Here is a 17,059-nt window from a genome sequence, read left to right as displayed (position 1 = left end):
TGCCGGTGAGGCCGACAAGGCCGGTAAGGGGGGTGCGGCCGGTGGCCGCACCCCCCCTTCCTCTTTGTCCTGTAGGGACTCAGCTTTGTCCTGTAGGGACTCAGCCTGTGTGAGGGACTCAGCCTGCCAGGCGCTGCTTGACCGCGGCGGCGACCCGGCCGCCCTCGGCGCGGCCCGCCACCTTAGGGTTCACGATCTTCATGACCTGCCCCATCGCGCGCGGCCCCTCGGCCCCGGCGGCCCTGGCCTCCTCGACCGCCTCCGCCACGATCGCGGCCAGCTCCTCGTCGGTGAGCTGCTGCGGCAGATAGACCTCCAGCACCTCGCCTTCCATCCGCTCACGCTGGGCCTGCTCGGCGCGCCCGCCCTTGGCGAACGCCTCGGCGGCCTCCCGGCGCTTCTTCGCCTCCTTGGCGATCACCTTCTGGATCTCGTCGTCGGAGAGCTCACGGGCCTGCTCGCCCGCGACCTCCTCCTTGCTGATCTCCGAGAGGGTCAGCCGGAGCGTGGACGAGCGCAGTTCATCGCGCTTCTTGATCGCCTCGGTGAGGTCGTCCTGAAGCCTGGACTTGAGCGTGGTCATGGCATCCAGTGTGACAGGTGTGCAGGTCGTAGCGCCCGCGCATTTCGCGGTACTCCGTGGGCGTGGCCCCGTCCTGCGCCCGTCACACCGCGGACACACGCCGTCCCCCGAGTGGCGAGGCGCGCGTCGCCCGGCCGTCATCGGATGTTGACAGCCTGCCCGCGTGCTGGCCATCCGCCTCCCCGTCGTCGACACCCGCCGCTGCCAACTCCTGGGGCTGGCAGGCTCGACCGCGCTGGCCGCGGGCGGCGCCACGGCGGGGGCCCTGCCGGTGCGGGAGGTGCTCGCGGCGGGTTCGGGGCGCGCCGCCCTCGGCCTCGTAGGCGTCTACTTCGGCCTGGTCCTGCTGATCACGGGCTGGGCGCTGCTCGGCCGGGCCGTCCGCGGCCCCGAGCCACCCGGCCGACGCACCCTGCTGCTCACGCTGTGTCTGTGGGCGGCCCCGCTGGTGCTGGCGCCGCCGCTGTTCAGCCGGGACGTCTACAGCTATCTCGCCCAGGGCGCGATGGTCGAGGCGCGAATGGACGTATACGCCTACGGCCCCTCCCAGCTCGGCGGCCACCTGCCGGCCGAGGTCGCCCCGCTGTGGCAGCACACCCCGGCGCCTTACGGGCCGGTCTTTCTGGCCCTCGCCTCCGCCATAGCGGATGCCTCGCGGGCGGAGGTGGCGTCGGGGGTGTTCGGCATGCGGGTCGTCGCACTCCTCGGGGTCGCCCTGATGGCGCTGTGCCTGCCGGCCCTGGCCCGCCACTGCGGGGCCGACCCGGCGGCCGCGCTCTGGCTGGGCGCTCTGAATCCGCTGGTCCTGCTGCATCTGGTGGGCGGGGCGCACAATGACGCGGTCATGCTCGGCCTGCTGGGCGCGGGCCTGGTGGCCGCACTGGGCCGATGGCCGGTGCTCGGCGCCGTGCTGGTCACCCTGGCGGCCCTGGTGAAGGCCCCGGCGGCGCTGGGGCTCGCGGCGGTGGCGGCGCTGTGGGCGAGGCGGCGCACGGGCAGCGGGCTCTCGGGCAGCGGGCCCGCAGGCTGGAGGTCCACGCACGGCGGGCCCGCAGGCTGGAGGTCCACGCACGGCAGGCCCTCAGACTGGAGGTCCACGCACGGCAGGCCCTCAGACTGGAGGTCCACGGACAGCGGGCCCTCAGACTGGAGGTCCACGGACAGCGGGCCCTCAGACTGGAGGTCCACGGACAGCGGGCCCTCAGACTGGAGGTCCACGCACGGCAGGCCCTCAGACTGGAGGTCCACGGACAGCGGGCCTGCGGACAGCGGGCCCGCAGGCAGGCGGTCTGCCTATGCGCTCGCCGCCCTCGGCGTGCTCGCCGTCTCCGCGGCCACCACCGTCGTCACCACCGCCCTCACCGGCACGGGATACGGATGGATGTCCGCGCTGGACACCCCTGTCTCCCCCGAGAACTGGTCGCTGACCTCCTCCCTCGGCCGGATGACACACCGCCTTCTGGAGGGCGCGGGCAGCGGTCTCGCCCCGTTCGCCACCCCCGCCTGGCATATGACGGGCCTGGCCGCCACCGCGCTCGCAATACTCCTGGTCTGGCGTCGCCACCAGCTGCGCCGCCCCCTCTACGCACTGGGTCTGAGCCTTACGGCCGTGGCGCTGCTCGGCCCGGCGATCCGCCCTTGGTATGTGCTGTGGGGCCTGTTCCTGATCGCCGCGGCGGGCCCCGACCGCTCCGTGCGCCGCGCCGTCGCGGCCGGGAGCGGCGTACTGGCGCTCGCCGTCCTGCCCAGCGGTTTCGCGCCGGACGGACGGCAGCTGGCGCTCGCCACGGCGGGCGGGCTGCTGGCGGTGTTCACGCTCTGGTGCGCGTATCTGGCCGCGCGCCGGGGCCGGTCCGCATCGCCCGCGGCGGGAAGCCCCGTATGAGCGAGAAGCCCCGTATAACCCGTACGAAACGCACCCGCCTGACACGCGCCCGCCTGCCACGTGTCCTCCCGGCGCGCACGCGCCTGACACGCATCCGCCTGTCTGCGTACGTGCCCGGCTGGCCCGCGAACACACGCGGACGCGCCGTGCTGGTCGCGGCGCTGGCACTCGCGACCGGGATCTTCCTGGTCACCGTTCCGCTGCACCGGGAGTGGTTCGACCTCGCCGTCTACCGGGGCGCCGTCACCCACTGGCGGGGCGGCGGCCCGCTCTACGACTACGTCGTCCCGGGCACTCACTACGGCTTCACCTATCCGCCGTTCGCCGCACTGTGCATGCTGCCGATGACGCTCGTCGGCTGGCCGCAGGCAGTGGCGCTCAGCCTGCTGCTCAACGCCCTCGCCGGGGCAGCGATCCTGGCGATGACCGCACGGGCGGCGGTACGGCGGCAGGGCTGGAGCCGCTGGTACGCCTTCGCGGTCGCGGGCTGCCTGTTCGCGCTGCTGGAACCGGTACGGGACACGATCAGCTTCGGTCAGGTCAATCTGCTGCTGCTCGCGCTCGTACTGGCGGACGCCCGGCTGCTGGCCGCAGGCGGCGGCCGCGGCCGCCTCGCGGGCATCGGGATCGGCCTCGCCGCCGCGATCAAGCTCACTCCCGCCGTCTTCATCCTCTATCTCTTCGTCACCCGGCGACTGCGCGCCGGGCTGGTCGCCTCGGCGGTCGCGCTCGGGGCGACGCTGTCCGCCGTCTGGGCCGCGCCCGGCGCGTCCCGCCACTACTGGACGCAAGCCATGTGGGACACCGACCGGGTGGGGGCGCTGGCGTATGTCTCCAACCAGTCCTGGCAGGGGGTCCTGGCCAGGCTCGCCGACCCCGGCGAGCCCAGCCGAACGGTGTGGGGCATCGGCGTGATCGCGCTGCTCGCCCTCTGGGCGCGGCGGGCACGGCAGGCGGCGGCCGCGGGCGACGAACTGGCCGGCTTCGCGCTGACCGGCCTCACCGCCTGTCTGATCAGCCCTGTGACCTGGGTGCACCATCTGGTGTGGACGGTCCCGGCGCTGATCGTCCTGGCCGACTCCGGGCTGCGCTCCGCCGACGCCGAGCTGCGCCGCCGCCGGCTGGCCTGGGCGGCGTCGCTCTACGTGATCCTGTGCAGCAGCGTCGTATGGCTGTGGAGCTGGGACGCGGCCGGAGTCGACGGCTTCCTCGGCTCCAACGCGTACGTCTGGATCTGCCTGGGGCTGTTGCTCGCGCTCCCCGTGCGCGCATCCGCCCGCCGCGGACGACTCCCGGAGATGCCTGGCCAGCGCACTGCCGCCGAGACGTCTGCGACGATGGGCGCATGCACGCACGCTACGGAGTACCCCTTGGAATCACGGCAGTCGGCGCTGCCGGGCTCATCTACGCCGCCGGGATCGAAACCCGCTCCTTCCGCCTCCGGCGAGTGACCGTACCGATCCTTCCGAGGGGAATGCGGCCACTGCGTGTGCTCCAGGTCTCCGACATCCACATGGTGTGCGGGCAGCGCAAGAAGCGAGCCTGGCTCCAGGCGCTCGCCGGGCTCCGCCCCGACTTCGTCGTCAACACCGGCGACAACCTCTCCGACCCGGACGCGGTGCCTGAGGTCCTCGACGCGCTGGGGCCGCTGATGGAGTACCCGGGCGTGTACGTCTTCGGCTCGAACGACTACTACGGGCCCCGGCTGCGCAACCCGGCCCGCTATCTGATCGAGAAGGCCCAGGGCCGGCACGGCCTGAACGGCAACGCACCGGCAGTCGGCGTCGTCCACAACCCCTGGGAGGGCCTGCGCGACGCCTTCGACGCGGCCGGCTGGGCGGATCTGTCGAACACCCGCGCGGGGCTCAAGCTCGACGGCTACGAGATCGCCTTCACCGGCCTCGACGACCCCCACATCAAGCGCGACCGCTACGAACAGGTCGCCGGCGGCCCCGACCCGGACGCCGACCTCTCCCTCGCCGTCGTCCACGCCCCGTACCTGCGCGCCCTGGACGCCTTCACGGCCGACGGCTACCCCTTGATCCTCGCGGGCCACACCCACGGCGGCCAGCTGTGCATCCCCTTCTACGGCGCCCTGGTCACCAACTGCGACCTCGACACGGACCGCGTCAAGGGCCTCTCCACCCACCACCGCGCGGGCCGCACCTCCTACCTCCACGTCTCCGCAGGCTGCGGCACCAGCCGGTACACCCCGGTCCGCTTCGCCTGCCCCCCGGAGGCCACGCTCCTGACCCTGACCCCCAGGGACTGACCACCCCACACCGCACCCGGCCGCAGCCGGCGAAAACCGGATTTCGTCTCCAGCCGCGGGTGGGCTAAAGTAATCGACGTCGCCGCGACAGCACGCGACACCGGGGTGTAGCGCAGCTTGGCAGCGCGCTTCGTTCGGGACGAAGAGGTCGTGGGTTCAAATCCCGCCACCCCGACGCTGGTCAGAGGGCCAATCGCATGATCGCGATTGGCCCTCTGTCATGCTCGAGGGGCCAAACAGGGGGCCAAACGAATTTGATCAGGCCACCGCGTCGCCCTCTTCCCGGCCCTCCGCGTCCGCCCCTTCCTGATCTTCGGCGAAGATGTCATCCATCGCTTCGGCACCCTGCGTGATCACGGGCCGGAGCTGCTTGCGGTAGACCGCCTCTGTGGTCGTCTGACTGCTGTGACCAACCAAGAGCGCGATCCGCTCCAGTGGGATGCCGTGGTCGGAGAGCAGGGACACGAAGCTGTGCCGGAGCTCCCGCGGGGTCCACTCCGGCTTCAGTCCGGCCTTCTTCACGATGGCCTTGAAGTCTCGCCGGACGTTGGCCGCGTCGAGCGGCTCGCCGAACCGGGTCGTGAAGACACGGCCGGTCGGGCTCCACTCCATCCCTCTCGATGCCCGCTCCTGCTTCTGCCATCGCATGTGCTCTTCGAGGACGTCGACCACCTGTTTCGGCAGAGCGATGGTCCGGCGGCTCTTCCGAGTCTTGGTCTCACCGTGCTTGCGCACCGAACGCCACACCGCGACGTGCGGCGGGATGCCGTCCGTCGTCTCCAGGAAGACGTGATCCCACGTGAGGGGTCGCGCCTGTTCAGTGCGCACACCGCTGAGGAGCGAGAGCACGAGGTAGGCGTACAGCCGTGACGGACGCGCGGCGGTGAGCACGGCTTTCGCCTGCTCCAGGTTCAGTGCCTTGCTCGGCCGGCCGGGGCGCCCCTCCGGTGCGGTGACGAGTAGGGCGACGTTCCGCGCGGCCTTGTCCCTGCGCTGAGCGTGCGCGATGGAGCGGCGCAGGATGGCGAGCAGGTCACGCAGGCTTCGCGTCGCGAGGAATTCGGCCCTGTCGTCCAACCAGTCATCGACGTCGTCCGCGCTGAGTTCCTTCAACTTGGCCTTGCCGATGAACGGGATCAGGTGCTTGTTCGCCATCGAGCGGTTCTTGCCGATGGTGCCCTTCTCGTCGCGCCCCTTCAGCCCGCGCTCCAACCAGTCGTTCACCGCGTCGGCCACGGTGTAGTTGGCTGGCGCCTTGACGCCCGTCTGCACCTCCTTCTTCAAGTCCCGGATCTTCTGGCGGACTTCGGTCTTCGTCTTGCCGTACACCTTCGGTCGACGGCGCTTGCCGTTCGGGGCGTAGCCCAGGGAGACGGCTCCGACGTAGCTCTTCTTGACGGGATCCCAATAGATGGTGTACGCACCGTGGCCAGCCTTTTGGGCGCGCTTCGGGGTCTCGGTCATGCTGTGTTGAGCCTCCATAGAGCAGGGCCGCGCCCTGAAGGACGCGGCCCTGTGGAACTGGATGATGGGGCTTCAGGCGGTGGCCTCTGCCTCGCGCTTGAGGAGTTCGACGTACTGCTCGATGTACTCCGGCGGCACGAGACGGCGACGACCGATGCGGACGGTCTGAAGTCGTCCGAGGCGTATCTCCTCGTAGACCATCGAGCGTCCGATCCTGAGAGCCTTGGCGGCCTCTTCCGGCCGGTAGAGGAGCTGTTCGGCGGGTTCAGCGACGGTGGCCATGCGGCGGTGCCTCCTCGGCAGGGTGTCGGGGGCGTTGGCCCCCTTCCTGTCAGGTCCGCTACTTCCGCTACCTCCGCTACCGCCCTGGTCAGGGGCATGATCGAGGTAGCGGAAACGGGTGCGGGTAGCGGATGGAGCCGCTACCGGCCCCGGGATCGTGTCCGCGGGGCGGGTAGCGGATGGGGCGTTGTGGTAGCGGATGCGGAGCAGCGTGCCGCTACCCGGAAACCGCCTCTGAGCTGCCCGGTAGCGGAGGTAGCGGAAGTAGCGCACTTTCCGCGGGGGGAGGGCAGTAGCGCTGCCACGCGTCGTGCAGATCGCTCGCGTAGTAGCCCTTCATGACGCTCCCGCCCGCCTTGATGTTGCGGGCCGCGATAGGCACGTTGTCCGCGGTCATGTACTCCCGCAGCATCCGCGACAGTCCGCGGGCATCGAGCGGCTTGCCGCTCATGTCCGCCCACGGCGCCTCTTCGAGACTGTGCAGCCTGTCGAGGATGGCGACGGTGGGCAGGCGGTCGATGCCGTTGAACACGTAGTCGCGCAGGTCGGTCAGCAGGCGGATGCCGATGCTGCCCTTGTCGCTGGTCTTGGCCGCGTTCACCAGCTCGATGCACGCGGTGCGGGCCCGCTCCGGCCACGCGCCGCCCGCCGCGTCGGCCACGGCGAGCAGGGGTTCCCACACGTCCGCGGGCCGGTCGCTGATGCCCTCCGGGAGCTCCGGGAACACCCCGTCGACCACGTGGCGGACGGACTGTGCCCATGCGGCGAGCCGATCGCGCAGCGCGTGGCCTTCCTTCTCGTGGATGCGCTGCCGAAACGGCTCAACCCGCTCGTTCGGCGCGCGACGGCGCATGCGGACGATGACCGAGCGGGTCAGGATCGTGTCCGGCAGCGAGCCGAGCCCAGCGACCGCGACTCCACAGAACGACGGGAACTCCTGTACTTGCTGGTTGGAGCCGTCTCCCACACAGCGCCACATGACGCCGGAACGGCGGTGGCCTGCGTTCAGGAAGCCTCGGAGCTGTTCGTTCTCTCCGGCCTTGGGGCCAAAGACAGTGTCGATCTCGTCGAACAGGATCGTGGGCCGTCCCTCCATCCCGGACACCGCACGGAAGAGCGCGGAGGCGGAGGCGTTGACCGCGACCATCGGTTGCGGCACGAGGGTTTCCACGATCTCCAACGCGCGGGACTTGCCCGAGCCCGGCTCCGGAGAGAGGAACGCGAGCCGCGGTGTGGAGTCGAAGCAGTCGAGCAGGTGCGCGTGTGCGTCCCACAGCGTCACGGCGACGTACGCGGCATCGAGGGGGAAGATGTTGAAGCGCCGGTGGAAGGCTTCCACCTCATCGAGCAGTGCGGAGCCGTCCATGGCGGGTGCCGGCGGATTCGTGCTCATGCCGCTTGCCTCCCTTCCTGGTTGGTGCGGAGCGGGCATACATCGCGGTGGGCGGTGTGGTCTTCGATCAGGGCGAGCACCTTCGGGTGGCCGACGGCGCTACGGTCCCGGCCGCACAGGCACTTCGAGGTGGCGGTAGGCACGGCGCCGCGCGGTGCGCAGATGCACAGCCACGCAATCGAGTACCAGCCGTCTCCCTCGTGCGGGTCAGGACGAAGAGCAGTTCGGACGCCCTTACGGGCGGCGCCTTTCGGCTCGCCCACGGCCGGACCGGGCGCGGCTTGTGCAGCGGCGCGCGGGCCGGACGGGGTGGCGGGAAGGCTCTTCAGTGGGGAGCGGGGCGCGGTGCTCATGCCGCCCTCCACTGACCGTTGCGGGCAATCGACCAGTTCAGACCGCTGCGAATGGTCGCCTCACACGATCGCGGCGAGAGACCGGCCTGCTCCCCCGCCCACTGAAGAGCCTCCTCAACCTGCTCCCTGGGAAGGTCGCCCGACGCGATAAACCGCCCCAAGGCTCGCGCCGCCCGCAGCAACGTGGCGTTGCGCTCGCCCTCCGGGGCCTGCCGCACAGACGCGGTTTCCGCGTTCAAGCCCGCTGCCGCGTAGCGAGAGGCTCGAACGGCCGACGGTGCAGCCATCAGTGCCCGCGAAGTCTGACGGACCGTCAGGCGGGCATGCAGCCATTCCGGCAGGGGCGCGGGCAGCATGTCGTTGACGACCGCGTAGGCGCCCGTGGGGGTGAGGCTGCCGGGCGCGACGACGTAGCCGCCCCACGCGCGGGTGTCGATGCGCTTGCCGAGCCGTCCGGCCGTATTGCCGAGCCGGACGCCCGGCGGGGCGGTGAAGTACAGATGAACCCCGCCGCTCGCGGTCCGCACCGTGCGGGTAGTGGGCACGGCCTGTCCGGCGCGCTCACAGAGCGCCGTGAAGGTCGTCACGCCGTTAGGCGTGTCCGTACTGCTCTTCCGCTTGGGCATGTCGAGGTCGACGACGACCAGCGCGGACGGGCCGGTCGCGATGCCGACGTTGAACGGCAGGTCGCCCCACGCGCGGCGGATCCGGTCGGGGTCGACGGTGGCGCGCTCTTCCCACTTGCGGTGACCGCCCGCGCAGTCCCCGATGCCGGGGCAGACGTCCTCACCGTGCAGGGCCGGGCGCTTGTCGCCGGGGCGTAGCGGGAGGACGGCCCATCCCTGCTCCGCGGCGTCCAGGGCAGCGAACAGGAGGTGACGGTTCATGCCGTCACCTCCGCCACGCTCGATGGGGTGGCATGGGCCGGACGGCCCTCGCCGAATGACGCTCGTTGGGTCATGCTGGATGTCTCCTGCTCTCTTGGAGGGACTGGAGAACCGGGGCGGGCGCAGGCTTGTGGTGAGACGGCGCCCGCCTTGGGCGTAGCTAGTCGTTCTTGGCCCAGTGGGCGTATTCCTGGCGGACGTAGCCGCGCGGGTCGTCGGAGGCGTTCAGCACCTCGGGCGAGTGAGGTCGGCCGTGGTTGCGGTTGTCCGCCCTGTCCATGTCGATCAGGTACCAGGCAGCAGCCTCAGCGGCATCGCTCGCGTCGCCGGAGATGCCGTCGGTTTCATCGCTCAGCGCGATGCGGTCGAGCAGCGCGGCCTTGCGCAACCAGTACTCGCGGTCAAGGTCTTCACCGCACGGCTTGTCCGCGGCTGTCCCGGCGGTCCATCCGATCTCACGGATGATGCTCGGGGCGAGCGCGTACGCCTCTTCCGCCGTGGGCCACAGCCCCGGCGCGGGCCGGTGGTCGGCGGTGACGTACAGGCGGGTGCGCTCGCCATCGCGGGTGGGGTAGGTGCGTACGGCGCCGGTGGCGAATGTGTCGCTGAGTGCGGTGGTGATGTGGTCGGTGTCGGCGGGGTCGCAGATGATGCGGATCTCGAACATGGCTTCCTTTCGTCAGGCTGCGTCGAGGAAGGGCTGTTGCCAGGGCGGGAGACTGGCCAGGACGCGGGTACGCCAGCGCATGGCGTAGTCGATGCAGTTGGCACAGTTCTTGTGCGTGTGACCGGGTAGCGGTGGCCTGCGGCGGGCGTGATAGCTCCATGCGGCGGAATCGGCCGATACGAGCAGGTGACCGACCCGTTCCAGGCCGAGAATCTTGAAGCCGAAACCGTGCAGCTTCAGCCCTCGTGCGGCCATCGCGGTCACGATCGCTGCTCCCTCGCGAGTGGACTGAAGGCGGCAGACCGAGCCGAGCCCGACCGTGGGTTCGCGGGTCAGGTCGACCCCGGCTCGCTCGTACAGTTCCGCGCACCATTCGTAGTCCGCGACCGTCCGCCCCTGAAGGACAGGGGCTATGCGCAACTCGGGGGCGAGGGAGCGCAGTTCGAGGAAGTTGACGACGGTGCGGCGGATGTGCTCCGGCACGCTGAGGTGGGTGCCGACGAAGACGTTCGGGCCCGCCGTGCCGCCGTGGATGATGAGGTCTTCGCACATCCAGTCCTGCGGGGCGACCCAGTCGTAGGGGCCGACGCATTCCCAGATGCGGCGTAGGTCGTCGATGTACTGGCGTGGGGTGCGCGTCCAACGGCCGTGGCGCTGGAGCTCCGAGAACCCGCCGGAGTCCACCGCGTAAGGGCCGCGCGCCGGGTCCAGCTTGACCGCGTTCACGAAGTGCTCGGACTTCAGGAACAGCGGCACGTTGGTCAGCCGGACCCAGTGGCGTTTGTGGGTGGTCAGGTAGAAGCGCAAGGCGGTCCCCTCAGCCGTGGAAGTGGTTGCGCTTGAAGACGGCCTTGCGGATGTTGACCGTGGTCCCGCTGCGGTGGCCGCTTGCACTGAAGACCTGCACGGCCACCCACCCGCCGAAGATGACAGCGGCGAGGGTGATGAGCTGAGTGATGAGCGCGGTCAGCGCAGTGATGAAAGCGGTCAGCAGGAACAGGCCACCGCAGACGGCACCGAACCCGATGCCCCCGAGGGCGATGCTCACCGCCGCGCGGGAGACGGGCGGCTTGGCCGCGACGGGTTCGGGCTTGGCGGGTTCGAGGGAGTAGCCGGTGACGACGCGGCCGTCCGGCAGGACGATGCTCGTCACCGCCGGGATCGTGCCCGGCTGCACCGGTACGACCGGCGCCGACGGCGCCGGGGCGAGCGGAACAGGCCGGTGGACTTCCACGGTCGCCTCACGACGGCCGGTCACGAGGGGCTTGACGGGTTCGTTCATGGTTGCGGTCTCCTGTCAGCCGAGGTCGTTGAGGGTGTCGGAGCACGCCTGCACGAGGTTGTGGATGGGCTCGTACGCGCCGGTCCCGGCGGCGAAGAACCCGAAGAGGAACAGGACGATGGCCGCGCCGCCTCCGGCGGACTTGGTCTTGACGGCGAGGGCGGACGCGGCGCCGAACAGCAGCACGGCGGAGATGTTCAGGATCATCGGGAGCCTTCCGGTCAGGGGGTGTCGGTGCCTGCTCGGTAGATGCGGGCCCAGCGGTTGTAGAGCCAGCGACCGACGCGTATGCGCTTGCCGGTGGCCTTGCAGCGGCGGCAGTCCTTGCCGCGCTTCATGCGGCCCTTGCGGTCGGTCTTCATCGCGAAACCCCAGCCGTTGCACTTGCGGCAGTTGCCGAACGGCGAGGCAGCACACACAGCGACGTAACACAGCGTTACGCCAAGAATCAGGGTGATAGCGAGCAGGACAGGGGTCATGACGGGCCCTTCCAGGCAGGTTTCAGGGGTTTCCGCAGGTGGGCCGCTATCCGCTAGCGGCCTGATCAGAGCAGGTTTGGGGCGCTAGCGGAGCCGCTAACGTTAGCGGGGCGTGCCGCTAGCGCTAGCGGCCCCGGACACTCAGCCCGCGTCCCGCTTTCCGTCACACTCCGCAATCGCCGCGACGATGTGAGAGCGGTCGATGCCGCGCCGGTTGACGACCTTGCCCTTCACCCGGCGGCCCACCTGGATGGTGGAGACGCCGTGCGGCTTCAGTGCCGCGGCCAGGCCCTCCGGGTCCCAGCCGTCGTAGACCTCCTCGCGCAGCTCTGCGAGCCGGGCGACGACGGTCTCGGACCACACCTTGGGCTCATCGGCCGGCACAACGGCGAGGATGTCGCGCAGCAGGTCATACGCGCTGGTGACCGGCTCGGGTGCCTCCCCGAGCGCGTGGCCGGACAGGGTGCCCGCTTCCTCGCGCAGGCGGCGAGCGCGGGCGCCAATGGCGTCGGCGTCGCGTCCGTCGACGTAGATGGCGCGCACGATCCGGGCGTCCGATCCTTCACCGACGAAGTAGTGAATGCCCTTGTCACCCCAGGCGAACATGGTCGCCCGCACGCCCCGCTTGTACGCGGACGTGCCGAGCACCATGTCGTTTTCGAGCTGCCCCATGACCTTCAGGCACCAGCGGGCCGACGCGTTCGCGCTGATACCGGTGGGCAGCGCCTTGGCGTCCGGGCGCTGCGTGGCGAGCAGCAGCACGATGCCGGTGGCCGGACCGCGCTTGACCAGGTCGGTTGCGATCTCCTCGAACTCCTTGGCGTGCTCGGGATGCTCGAACAGCACCTGGCACTCATCCACCCCGATCACGATCGGGTGCAGACCCAGGGAGCGCTTGTCGGCAAGGGCGCTGGTCACCTTCGACTCCGGGCAGACATCCCGCGGAAGCGAGCGGATCACCTTGGTACGGCGTCGCAGTTCCTCGCGCAGCGCCCGGAAGTCGTTCAGGCAGTACTCGATGAACTCATCGTCGTCACCCGCGGCGTGCCGGTGCGAGACGGCGTCGCCCACCGGGTCCAGGTCGCCCGTGCCCTTCATGTCGTAGGTGTGCAGCTCCGCCCGCGGATCCAGGGCCGCGATGAGCAGCAGCAGCCTGAGCAGGAACGTCTTGCCCATCCGCGGAATGGCGCCGATGACACCCGCGATGTACATCAGCGTCGCCTCAACCCAGCGTCCGCGCTGGTCAGTGCCGTAGGCGACAGGCTTGAACAGGTCCACCGAACCCGACTTCAGCAACGGCCACTTGGGCTGCTTAGCGCGGGACATGTCCTGATCACCGACCCAGAGCACGAGGTGACCGGTGTGCTCATCCGGCACCGCCTCGGGCCACACACACCCGAGCGGGCGCCGCAGGCCGGAAGCGAGCCGGTCGCGACGCTCGATGACGTCGGTCACCGTGACGCCGTACGGGAGGTTGCCCTCAGCGCGCCAACCGGGCCCGTCGCGGGTGATGGGCGCGGTGAACTCGAACCCGTCGCGCCCCTTGGCCTGCGCCTGGTTGATGGCGGGGATGCCGAGCGCACCGAGCGCCCGCAGCACGATGTCACTGGTGAGCTTGACCGCCTTGGGCAGTTCCACCGCGCGGTGGATGACCGGGGCGTCCGCCTGCTGTCCGGTGAACCCGAGAGCCATCACGACCGCGCTCACCGACACCGCCTGAAGCCAGCCGGGGGCGAGCACGTACATGGCGAGCGCGGCGCCCAGTCCGACGAACATCGCGAGCACCATCACGAGGGTGCGCAGTCGGACGCGTCCGTCGCGCTGCCGCGACAGCTTCAGGTACTCCGCAGCGTCCTCACGACGGACCGCGGCGAGTCGGACCGGCTCGCCCTCGCGGTCGGCCACCCACCGCATCGTGCCGCCCACGAACCGGGCGGCGCCGGTCGGGGCTTGCAGGGCGAGCCGGGCGGCGTAGACCGGGGCACGCAGCGCGTGATACCCGGCAGCGTGCGCGTAGTGGCGGGCCACCCACGCCGTGGCGGTCCGCAGCTCCGCGAGCGAGCGCAACCACTCGGGGACGACCGCACGGCGGTGCGCGCCCGCGAGCCGACCGAGGTAGCCCGGACCGGTCACGGTTGGGGCCGGTTGGTCGACCATCACGGGCGCGGTCGCGTCGGCCGACGCGGCACCCGACCGGTCCGCGTCGGAGTCGGCCGACGCGTCGGCGTCGGGTCGGGTGGTCGGGTCGGGCGACTCGGTACGGGCCGACCGCGCCTTGTTCAGGTCGACCACCTCGCCCCCGGAGTCGGCCGACATCTCGGCTTCGAGTCGGCTGAACAGTTCGTTCTCGTCGTCGGGGTGCTTCACTGAGGGTCCCTTCCAATGGGAGGAAAGGCGGGGCCGGTCCGTTGCTGTAGGAGGCGAGCGGACGGGCCCCGCCGGATCGTGGTGCAGGATGTTCAGGCGGCGCGCTGTTCCTCGGGGTAGGCGCAGGGCACGCACATGCCGAGCGACGTGGGGATGACGTATCCGGCGTCCTGTTGGCACACGGGGCACGTGCGGCGGGCACGGTTCGCCTTGGCGAGCGCGGCCCACTTGCCCGGCGTCATCGGCCGGACAGGCTTGGCGCGGTCGACGCGGTAGAGGTAGGCAACCAGCGGGCCGCGCCGGTAGCGCGGGCGCATGATCTGCGCCGCGATGGACTGCCCACCAGGCCGTAAGCCGCGGACCCGTAACTGCCGTTTGGTGGCGAGTCCGTCGGGGGCACAGCGCCACGGGTAGGTGGGCAGTCCGTGCCTCGCGCCGGTCGGGTCGAAGCACTTGGCGAACATCAGGCAGCCTCAGCCGATGCGTCATCCTGACGCGAATCGGTAACGGCGTTTTCATCGACCGCGTGCAGCGGACGGCCGTCGGCGCGCTCGGCCTTCAACTGCTCCCGCAGCTTGCGGGCGTTGGCCTGCGAGACATGCAGCGTGGTGCGCAGACGGTCCGCGGTCAGCTCCGCCTCGGTCCACTCAGCGGTGACCGTGCGCGCCTCTGTCAGCGCCTCCTCGAAGGTGCGCTGAGCCTTGCCTTTGGCCTTGGTGGTCGTCCGGCGACGCGGACGCGGCTTGGGCTCAGCCGGGGGTGCCGGCGGATTTTCCACCGGGGGCGGCGCGGGCGTCTCCTGTTCGGTGGCGGGGGCCAGTTCGCCCATGCGCAGCATCACGCGCTCGCGCCGCGGGGTCTTCGAGCGCCAATTGCGGCCGTAGCGCTCGCGCAGGTCCGCGCGGGCCAACTGCCGTTCCTTCTCTCGCGCCAGCGCCTCGGAGTAGGAGGTGACCTCCCACAGCGTCATGCGGCGCCACAGCGCGAAGGTGGAGGGGAAGGCCAACAGCCAGCGAGAGAACCGGATCTTCTCCATGCGCCGACCAGTGGCCGCGCCGATCCGCACGGCGTAGATGTGCGCGCCGATCTCGGAGAACACCACCCACAGCAGCGGCATCGTGCCGTGGGCGACCTTGGCCCACATGCCCTGTCCGGCGGCAATGTTCAGCCCGCAGGTGATGAGGGTGAGCGCCCACGGCACGAACCGCACCCACGCGAGCGCCATGTCCATCCGGATCAACAGCAGGTTGGCGACGGTGAACACCGGGATGGCCACGTCGATACCGACCGGCAGCATCCACGGCTCGCCGAAGCCCCATCGCAGCGCGGCTGCGGACACGGCGTCAAAGGAGGAGATGAGGCCGAGCGCACCGACTCCGGCCGCGGCGAGCGCACCGACTCCGGCAAGCCCCATCTCCGGCTTCGTCAGCGGCGGCACCCCAGAGGCGGGCGTCTCGGGGGCGGGGGGTGTGGTGATCATGCCGCCACCGCCTTGCGTGCCGCGCGGCGGCGCCGGGCGGGGCGGGTAAGGGGCGTGACGTCGAACAGGTCCGGGTTCTCCTCGATGACCTGCGCGGCGATGCGGATCAGGTCGTCGGGAAGGTCGGGGTTGTCGGCGAGGATGTCGCGCGCCGCGTCCTCGCGGGCCGCGCGCTCTTCGTCCGTCTCGCCCTCGACCCCGAGCCACAGCTCAACCGGGGTGCCGAGCGCCAACTCCGCGAAGTCCGCTGCAGAGACGGCCTGTTGGTGGCCGATGTACGTACGCATGACAGCTCCTGAAGTGGGAGGGACACGGAGCCGGAGAGCCGCAGGCGTTTGGTGAGACGGCGACTACTCCGGAAGAACCCGAGCCGCAGCACGGCAGGGGAAAGTGCCCCGACCGGGAGTCGAACCCGGCCTGCGACCATCGGGGCGGTAGTACATGTCTCCTTCATCGCGACCGCGCTCCCGTGTCAGGTAGAGCCGTCCGGCCTCGAAGTAGGCGTATGGAGACGTGACCTTTCGGTCTAAGCCCTCCGGTTAATGACAAGGCGCCGGGTCGCCTCCCCCCGTCCGATGCGGGGCTCCTGGTCGTGCGGTCTTGCAGGTCAAGCACTTGCAGGCACAGTCCGGCGAAGCCCTTCCGGGCTTGCCGTGCTGATGCGTAACAGCATGTACTAGCACGTACCACGACGCAAGAGGGCTGCGAAGATTCGTGCTAGGTCGTACTAGGGGTGGGTACGCTCGATGGCGTGATGAGCGCTGAAATCTCGAAAGACGACCCCAGACCGGAGTCCGAGCAGGCGGCCGACATCCTGCGGCAAGAGATCCTGCGTGGCGACATCAAGCCGGGGGCCCATGTGGGCTCCGTGCGAGACTTGGCCACACGGTTCAAGATCTCGGGAATGACGGTGCAGCGAGCCCTTGCGATCCTCCGCGAGGATGGGCTCATCCTGACCACGTCGCGCGGTAGCTACGCCCGCGATCCGCAGCAAGCCACCGAAGCCGACGCGGGTGTCGACCTTCCCGAAGTCCTGCGTCAGCTCGAACATCTCACCTCCCAAGTTTCGGAGCTCCGCGGCAGGCTCGAAGCGCTCGAAAGCCGCTCCGTGCCGGGTGGTGCGTGATCTGCAACCAGCATGCGAGTAACGGAGGGTGTGACGTAAGTGACAGCCAGGGGACGGCAGAGCGGAGGAGGGGACATGTCCGGTGACACCCCCCTGTCACCTTCCCTGTCCCCCCGGCTCACGCGCGAGACTCGGAGTAGGCACTCGGAGGAGGGCGTATGACCGACGACAGGCCCGCATGGGCGCGGCGCATCGCTGCCGAACGAACGGCGCGCGACTGGTCGCAGCGTCAGGCAGTCAGGGCACTGCGGGCGCACGCTCCCACGGAGCTGCCCGCGGAAGACAGCATGATTCGCCAGTGGAAGCGCTGGGAGTCAGGCCAGATGCCGAACGACTTCTACCAACCGATCATCGCGGCTCTCTTCGGCACCGTGACGCACGCGCTCTTCCCCGCGCCCTCACGGCGCGATGGAGACAGGGAGATCCTTGCAGCGTCCGGCATGGAGACGCTGGAGATCGTGAGCCGTCTCAATCGGTCTGACGTTGACAACGCCACGCTTGATGCCCTGCGGATCACGGCGGACCGACTCGCCTCGGAG

At 70.1% G+C, this 17,059-nt stretch carries 18 protein-coding genes, 1 tRNA gene and 1 pseudogene; 6 read left to right on the top strand and 14 right to left on the bottom strand.

Annotated elements, in window-relative coordinates; translation table 11 throughout:
• Window positions 1-118: 118 nt before the first annotated feature.
• Window positions 119-583 (bottom strand): GatB/YqeY domain-containing protein, encoded by a 465-nt coding sequence (locus OF819_RS28405; protein ID WP_267246522.1) that lies wholly within the window; start codon window positions 581-583, stop codon window positions 119-121.
• A gap of 163 nt (window positions 584-746) precedes the next feature.
• On the opposite strand from OF819_RS28405, the gene mptB reads away from it, so the two are divergent.
• From mptB to OF819_RS28385, 4 genes are all read left to right on the top strand, one after another.
• Window positions 747-2,468 carry a polyprenol phosphomannose-dependent alpha 1,6 mannosyltransferase MptB gene (gene mptB / locus OF819_RS28400; RefSeq protein ID WP_416370644.1) on the top strand — a complete coding sequence of 574 codons (1,722 nt, stop codon included), beginning with the start codon at window positions 747-749 and terminating at the stop codon, window positions 2,466-2,468.
• Between the two features lie 110 nt (window positions 2,469-2,578).
• Complete coding sequence (locus OF819_RS28395; RefSeq protein WP_267246521.1) at window positions 2,579-3,919, top strand: glycosyltransferase 87 family protein; 1,341 nt, start codon at window positions 2,579-2,581, stop codon at window positions 3,917-3,919.
• Window positions 3,814-4,740 (top strand): metallophosphoesterase, encoded by a 927-nt coding sequence (locus tag OF819_RS28390; protein WP_267246520.1) that lies wholly within the window; start codon window positions 3,814-3,816, stop codon window positions 4,738-4,740. Before OF819_RS28395 ends, OF819_RS28390 begins: the two co-directional genes overlap by 106 nt.
• Before the next feature lie 101 nt (window positions 4,741-4,841).
• Window positions 4,842-4,915 (top strand) — tRNA-Pro (locus OF819_RS28385).
• Between the two features lie 83 nt (window positions 4,916-4,998).
• Here OF819_RS28385 and OF819_RS28380 read toward each other — a convergent pair.
• The 13 genes from OF819_RS28380 to OF819_RS28320 form a co-directional block, all read right to left on the bottom strand.
• Complete coding sequence (locus tag OF819_RS28380; protein WP_267246519.1) at window positions 4,999-6,204, bottom strand: site-specific integrase; 1,206 nt, start codon at window positions 6,202-6,204, stop codon at window positions 4,999-5,001.
• Between the two features lie 72 nt (window positions 6,205-6,276).
• Window positions 6,277-6,486: a helix-turn-helix domain-containing protein gene (locus OF819_RS28375; RefSeq protein ID WP_267246518.1), complete on the bottom strand. Its 210-nt coding sequence runs from the start codon at window positions 6,484-6,486 to the stop codon at window positions 6,277-6,279.
• 217 nt (window positions 6,487-6,703) lie between these two features.
• Entirely contained in the window at window positions 6,704-7,879 is a 1,176-nt protein-coding gene (locus OF819_RS28370; protein ID WP_267246517.1) for a DUF3631 domain-containing protein, read from the bottom strand.
• Between the two features lie 349 nt (window positions 7,880-8,228).
• Window positions 8,229-9,119, bottom strand: a complete 891-nt coding sequence (locus OF819_RS28365) for a bifunctional DNA primase/polymerase (RefSeq protein WP_267246516.1) — start codon at window positions 9,117-9,119, stop codon at window positions 8,229-8,231.
• 160 nt (window positions 9,120-9,279) lie between these two features.
• Window positions 9,280-9,786, bottom strand: a complete 507-nt coding sequence (locus tag OF819_RS28360) for a hypothetical protein (RefSeq protein ID WP_267246515.1) — start codon at window positions 9,784-9,786, stop codon at window positions 9,280-9,282.
• A gap of 12 nt (window positions 9,787-9,798) precedes the next feature.
• Window positions 9,799-10,593, bottom strand: a complete 795-nt coding sequence (locus OF819_RS28355; protein WP_267246514.1) for a hypothetical protein — start codon at window positions 10,591-10,593, stop codon at window positions 9,799-9,801.
• Between the two features lie 10 nt (window positions 10,594-10,603).
• Window positions 10,604-11,068 carry a hypothetical protein gene (locus OF819_RS28350; protein WP_267246513.1) on the bottom strand — a complete coding sequence of 155 codons (465 nt, stop codon included), beginning with the start codon at window positions 11,066-11,068 and terminating at the stop codon, window positions 10,604-10,606.
• A 15-nt stretch (window positions 11,069-11,083) separates the two neighbouring features.
• Complete coding sequence (locus OF819_RS28345; protein ID WP_267246512.1) at window positions 11,084-11,275, bottom strand: hypothetical protein; 192 nt, start codon at window positions 11,273-11,275, stop codon at window positions 11,084-11,086.
• A gap of 14 nt (window positions 11,276-11,289) precedes the next feature.
• Window positions 11,290-11,547 carry a hypothetical protein gene (locus OF819_RS28340; RefSeq protein WP_037760950.1) on the bottom strand — a complete coding sequence of 86 codons (258 nt, stop codon included), beginning with the start codon at window positions 11,545-11,547 and terminating at the stop codon, window positions 11,290-11,292.
• 141 nt (window positions 11,548-11,688) lie between these two features.
• Window positions 11,689-13,914, bottom strand: coding sequence for a cell division protein FtsK (locus OF819_RS28335; RefSeq protein WP_267246511.1), 2,226 nt, complete (start codon window positions 13,912-13,914; stop codon window positions 11,689-11,691).
• A 92-nt stretch (window positions 13,915-14,006) separates the two neighbouring features.
• Window positions 14,007-14,378 carry an RRQRL motif-containing zinc-binding protein gene (locus OF819_RS28330; protein ID WP_267246510.1) on the bottom strand — a complete coding sequence of 124 codons (372 nt, stop codon included), beginning with the start codon at window positions 14,376-14,378 and terminating at the stop codon, window positions 14,007-14,009.
• Window positions 14,378-15,394: a DUF2637 domain-containing protein gene (locus OF819_RS28325; protein WP_267246509.1), complete on the bottom strand. Its 1,017-nt coding sequence runs from the start codon at window positions 15,392-15,394 to the stop codon at window positions 14,378-14,380. Before OF819_RS28325 ends, OF819_RS28330 begins: the two co-directional genes overlap by 1 nt.
• Complete coding sequence (locus OF819_RS28320) at window positions 15,391-15,681, bottom strand: hypothetical protein (protein WP_267246508.1); 291 nt, start codon at window positions 15,679-15,681, stop codon at window positions 15,391-15,393. Before OF819_RS28320 ends, OF819_RS28325 begins: the two co-directional genes overlap by 4 nt.
• 467 nt (window positions 15,682-16,148) lie before the next feature.
• On the opposite strand from OF819_RS28320, the gene OF819_RS28315 reads away from it, so the two are divergent.
• Together OF819_RS28315 and OF819_RS28310 are read left to right on the top strand one after the other, a co-directional pair.
• Window positions 16,149-16,520 carry a GntR family transcriptional regulator gene (locus OF819_RS28315; protein ID WP_267246507.1) on the top strand — a complete coding sequence of 124 codons (372 nt, stop codon included), beginning with the start codon at window positions 16,149-16,151 and terminating at the stop codon, window positions 16,518-16,520.
• 158 nt (window positions 16,521-16,678) lie between these two features.
• Window positions 16,679-17,059, top strand: a pseudogene (locus OF819_RS28310) (XRE family transcriptional regulator); the annotation flags it as partial.

Source organism: Streptomyces sp. PR69, from assembly GCF_026420845.1.
In the GTDB taxonomy this organism is placed as follows: Bacteria; Actinomycetota; Actinomycetes; order Streptomycetales; family Streptomycetaceae; genus Streptomyces.
This window is presented reverse-complemented; position numbering and strand designations above follow the sequence as displayed.